General features: G+C 47.0%; 4 protein-coding genes. 3 read left to right on the forward strand and 1 reads right to left on the reverse strand.

The window, feature by feature from the left end; translation table 11 throughout:
* Nucleotides 1-282 (reverse strand): PhnD/SsuA/transferrin family substrate-binding protein (locus AB4496_RS16520; RefSeq protein WP_372131394.1); only part of this gene is annotated, 282 nt, incomplete at its 3' end.
* Between the two features lie 552 nt (nucleotides 283-834).
* Here AB4496_RS16520 and AB4496_RS16525 point away from each other — a divergent pair.
* The 3 genes from AB4496_RS16525 to AB4496_RS16535 form a co-directional block, all read left to right on the forward strand.
* Nucleotides 835-1,548, forward strand: a complete 714-nt coding sequence (locus AB4496_RS16525) for an ABC transporter ATP-binding protein (protein ID WP_009845799.1) — start codon at nucleotides 835-837, stop codon at nucleotides 1,546-1,548.
* Between the two features lie 8 nt (nucleotides 1,549-1,556).
* A complete protein-coding gene (locus AB4496_RS16530; protein WP_009845800.1) occupies nucleotides 1,557-4,091 on the forward strand; it encodes an FtsX-like permease family protein in 2,535 nt (844 codons plus the stop codon).
* Nucleotides 4,091-5,169 (forward strand): lipocalin-like domain-containing protein (locus tag AB4496_RS16535; RefSeq protein WP_372131396.1); only part of this gene is annotated, 1,079 nt, incomplete at its 3' end. The genes AB4496_RS16530 and AB4496_RS16535, both read left to right, overlap by 1 nt.

Consider the following 5,169-nt stretch of genomic DNA (forward strand, 5'->3'; position numbering starts at 1 on the left):
ATATTCCGCCACACCGCTTTTCCATCGTCTTGCTAAAAGTTCAGCACCCGAATATTGCATTAATTCCTGTGCTGCAAACACCGTTTCAGAAACCAGATCTACCTGACCGCTTTTTATCCAACGAGCCATTTGACGAGAGTCGCGGGCGACAACAACTTGGCCTGTTTTGATACCATAGTTAGATAGGTTTTCAGCTAAGTAATCAGCAAAAGGCTGTGCACGTTTGAATGCTTTTTTGGGGTTAGAGCTAATAACCCCTATGATTATTGTTTCTTCACGCAAGGTGCTTTTCGTGTCTGCACTAACGGATACAGTGAAAAGCGAACAAACGATTACTGCTAGCAGTATAACGAACTGTTTACAAATGGACTGACAACTAAACATGCACGCACCAAAATGTGATATTTATCCCAATATTAAAACTATAATATTCGAAAATAATAGAATCTGCCATCTTGTATTAGCGATTAGTGGTGTAAGTACACAATCGCGAATAAATTAATCTCATTACGTTAACAACAAGTTGTTATTGCGTCTTCTTACGTGAAAATTTAGAGCAAATAGTCTTTACTCTAAGATCATAAACGTGGTCACGAACCATCTAACAACAAATTCGAAAACATCTTTGATGGCTTAAACATTCCCACCAACATCTGTATTCTCCCTCGCACTGATCTATTTCCCTCTTATCGAAGTACAAGTTAATTAATAATTCGATATAAATCGCTCTATTGTTTGAGATTATTGTCTACAGTTTTATAGAGCTTGTCGCTTCGGTAATAGCCACAAGTAACGACACCTTTTGATGGTTAGTTTTGGTTATAAGGAAAGGAAATGGAAAGCCCTATTGTCACACTCACACAGGCCAGCAAAAGCTTTGTTGATGGTAAAGACACTCATAGCGTGTTGGACAATTTCGATTTCGCTTTGGCGACAGGGGCAAGCGTGGCTTTGACAGGGGCGAGTGGCAGTGGGAAAAGTACTCTGCTGAATATCATTGCGGGGTTTGAACCTCTATCCGGTGGCGAACTATCTGGTGGAGAATTGTGGCTCGATGGCGAGAACACATCAGATTGGAAAGATCCACAGTGGAGCCGATTCCGCCATCAAAAACTAGGCGTTATCTTTCAACAGTTCAACTTATTAACGCCACTCAACGTAAAACAAAACATCGCGTTTCCTCTCCATTTAAATCAACAGAAATGGAGCGACTGGTGCGATTATTTAGTTGATGCATTGGGCATCAGTGAGCTACTCGAAAGACACGTATCCGCACTCTCTGGCGGTCAGCAACAACGAGTCGCAATAGCGCGTGCGCTAGCCCATAAACCTAAGCTATTGCTTGCCGACGAACCCACAGGCAACCTCGACCACAAGGCAGGCATTGAGGTGATGAAGTTGCTGAGTGAAATCACCACACAAGGCAACACTGCCGTACTTTTGGTTACGCACAGCCCAGAATGTGCCAGCTTTATGCAGACAAAATTGGTGTTAGATGATGGTTGTTTAAGGAACGCGGAGCTAACCCAAAGAGTAGCAACGTTGTGAGTAATCCAATGAAACAAACTGGCTTCGCACAGAACCAGCCCACCCATACCAAACTGACTCTGAATCTATTCGCGGCACACTACCGCCAGTCGCCACTGCAAGCCGCAGCGATTCTGATCGGCATTGTGCTGGCGGTCACCTTGTTTGTCGCGGTGCAAGCCATCAACCTCAATGCCAAGCGCAGTTATGCAGAATCGACCGAGCAACTTAGCGCCCAAGCGCAGAACCTTATCATTCCACCAGCAGGGCAAAACTATTTGCCGGAATCGCTCTACTTCACCTTAAGACAAAGTGGATTAAGCGCAGCGCTGCCCGTGATTGAAGGGCGAATCAGAGACGAACAAGGCCGACGCTGGTCAGTTCAAGGCAGTGAGTTGATCGCCGCCCTCACTTCAAGATCTCGTCACGCTCGTGTCGACGAACAAAGCAACACTCAAACCAAAGAGCCAAACATTTCCCTGTTCGACAAGGCCTTACCTTTGCCGCAACTCTTAGCGGGTGAACCCATTGTGATGATGAGCCAATCTCAGCACCAGAGTTTGGACGAAGTGGACACGCTCACTTTGGATGAAGTACTCACCAAGGTTGTGGTACTGCCAGATGAATGGCAGCTCGGTAGCCGAATGTTGATGGACATTGGGTTCGCTCAGCAACTGCTGAACAAGCAAGGGGAACTGAGCTATATCGCTATTTTTGACACTAAGAGCGACACTAACAGCAATACTCAGGATAAGTGGCAAAGCCTTATCGACAAACAGGGGCAATGGATTTCCAACAACCAAAGTACGGATCTCGGTTCAATTACCGATAGTTTTCACCTCAATCTTACCGCCATGAGTTTGTTGGCGTTTTTGGTTGGTTTGTTCATCGCTTACAACGGCGTAAAATACAGCTTGCTCAAGCGTAATCGGCTGTTGGTACAAATTCAACAAGCTGGAGTTGCGCCAAGCATCGTGTTTTCTGCTCTGCTAATCGAGCTCACGGTTTTAGTCACACTAGGCGCATCACTTGGTTTCATTCTCGGCATTCAACTCAGCCATTGGCTGCATCCCACCGTCGCGATAACGCTTGAGCAACTTTATGGTGCGACACTGCTTCCCGGCACATGGCAGTGGCAATGGTTAGTGCAGGCACTGCTACTCACGCTGGCCGCAACGCTTGTCGCGTGTTGGCAGCACTTTAAACAGCGAGTGCGACAACCCCTCTCTTCCCATGGCGGTTTCTATCAAGCGCCGGAAGCGTCTAACGAAAATCAGCTGTTTGTTATAGGGTCAGTATTAACCATTGTCGCGTTAGCAGGGTTATGGCTGAGCGAACATCATCGCTTCACCATGGCATGGCTCGGTGTGTTAGTGGTGTCGATTCCTTTGTATTTGCCCAAAACACTCAGCGTGCTAGCGAACTGGAGCGAAAAACGTACCCAATCGGGGTTAATACAATATCTGTTCGCTGAGCTGCGTGAACTTATCTCCCCTCTCTCCCTCGCCATGATGGCGTTGCTTCTCGCTGTCACCGCAAATGTGGGAATGAATACCTTAGTCGGCAGCTTTGAATCCACGTTGAAGCAATGGCTTGAACAGCGATTACATGCCGATATTTACGTTAGCCCTGCCCAAGGTGAAATCGCGAATGTGGAACGTGCGTTAGAGCAGTTTGAAAATGTTGAAACCGTTTATAAGCAATACTATGTCAACGATAACTTACAGGGCTTGCCGACTTTGCTCGGTACCAAAGACAGAGACACACTTGAGCAAACCATGGTATTTCAATCCCACCTTGATGATTTCTGGACGCGCTTTTACCAAGGTGAATTCGTGGCGATCAGCGAACCCACTGCGGTGAAGCTCGGGTTGTCCCTTGGAAGCCAACTCAAGCTCGACTCGATCCAAAACAAAACACTCATCGTCGGGGCGATTTTCCACGATTATGGCTCACCGAATGGTGAAGTGTTGCTTGCACCTAATTTATGGCTCGAAAGCGGGTTTACTGACTTACCCACCAGCTTGGGAATCAAAGCCTCTGGCGACCCACAAGTGGTGTACGAACAGCTACGCCAACAACTCAATTTGCACCCTAGCCAGCTTTACGATCAAGCACAGATAAAATCGATCGCTTTAGATATCTTCTCACAAACTTTTGCCATCACTCGGGCGCTTAATGGCGTCACTTTAATGGTGGCGGTGATAGGGTTGTTCTGCGCCTGTTTCATGTTGCTCGATGCACGCAAAGCCGCGATTGCAAGGTTGTATGCGCTCGGTGTTAGTCAGAAAAAATTGATGGCGATGGTGGTCGGACAAATCGTTGTTCTGGTCGCCTTCACTCTGGTTATCGCCTTACCACTCGGCGCTATGGTCGGTTATGTGTTGACGGACATCGTTACCCTGCGCGCCTTTGGTTGGAGCTTAAATTACGTATGGAATTGGAGTGACGCACTCAGCATCGCAGCCATCACCATTCTAGTGGCTGTGTTTGCGACCTTGATTCCACTGTGGCGTTTGGTCAGTAAACCCGTGGTATCCAGTTTACAGAGCGAGGTGTTGTGATGAATCGAACAATGAGAGTTTTCGTTCTCACACTTGGCATCTTGCTCCTTTTAGGGTATGAGGAGTCAACTCAACCATCAGCTCAAAATATGGGTTCGATACTTGGCGCAGAAACACAAACCGAGAATGAAACGGCAATCGATCAAGCGCAATTTTCTCCGGTAGTAAAAGGTATCGAGATCACCTTCCCTGCCGACCATCAAGCACACCCTAATTTTCGTCATGAATGGTGGTACTTAACCGCAAACTTAATTGATGAAGACGGCAATGCGTTAGGCGTGCAGTGGACACAATTCCGCTTCGCGGCTGCACCACTGGAAAGTGGCAATAGCACTAAGAAAACTACGTGGCAAAGTCAGCAAATCTACATGGCACACAGCGCAGTCACCACTAAAGATAAGCACTACGCCGATGAAAAGTGGTCACGTGACCAAGCTGAACTGGCGGGTGTCAGCACTTCCCCATTTCGTGTCTATCTTGATGACTGGCAATGGAACTCTTCAAGCGATGATCTATTCCCCGCAACCTTGGACGCTAATTCAGATCAGTTTGGCTACTCGCTTAAGTTAACCAGCAACGCGCCTTATCAAAAGCAAGGCGTACAAGGCTACAGCACTAAAAGTAGCGATGGCAAAGTGGCTTCCTACTACTACAGTCAACCATTCATTAATGTATCGGGCGAGGTAACTATTGATGGAGTAACCCATCTGGTTTCTGGCAAAGGTTGGATAGACAGAGAATGGAGCTCTCAGTTTTTACTCGACTCGCAACAAGGTTGGGATTGGTTTGCGCTAAGGCTGAGTGATGAAACCAGCTTGGTGGTATTTCAACTTCGAAACTCAACAACAGGCAAAGCCAGTTATTCCCATGCAAGGCTGATGAAACAAAATGGCTCTGGCATCGCGATTAAGCAGCAAGACATCCGCTTAACCGCTATCAAGCAAACAGAAATCGACGGACGCGATTATCCAACAGAATGGCAAGTTTCGATTCCAACTCAACAAATCGAACTGACCGTCTCGGCACTCAATCCAGAAGCAAAAATGCCACTGTCTGTACCCTATTGGGAAGGGCCAAT

Source organism: Vibrio sp. 10N.222.46.A1 (assembly GCF_041473595.1).
In the GTDB taxonomy this organism is placed as follows: Bacteria; Pseudomonadota; Gammaproteobacteria; order Enterobacterales; family Vibrionaceae; genus Vibrio; species Vibrio tasmaniensis_A.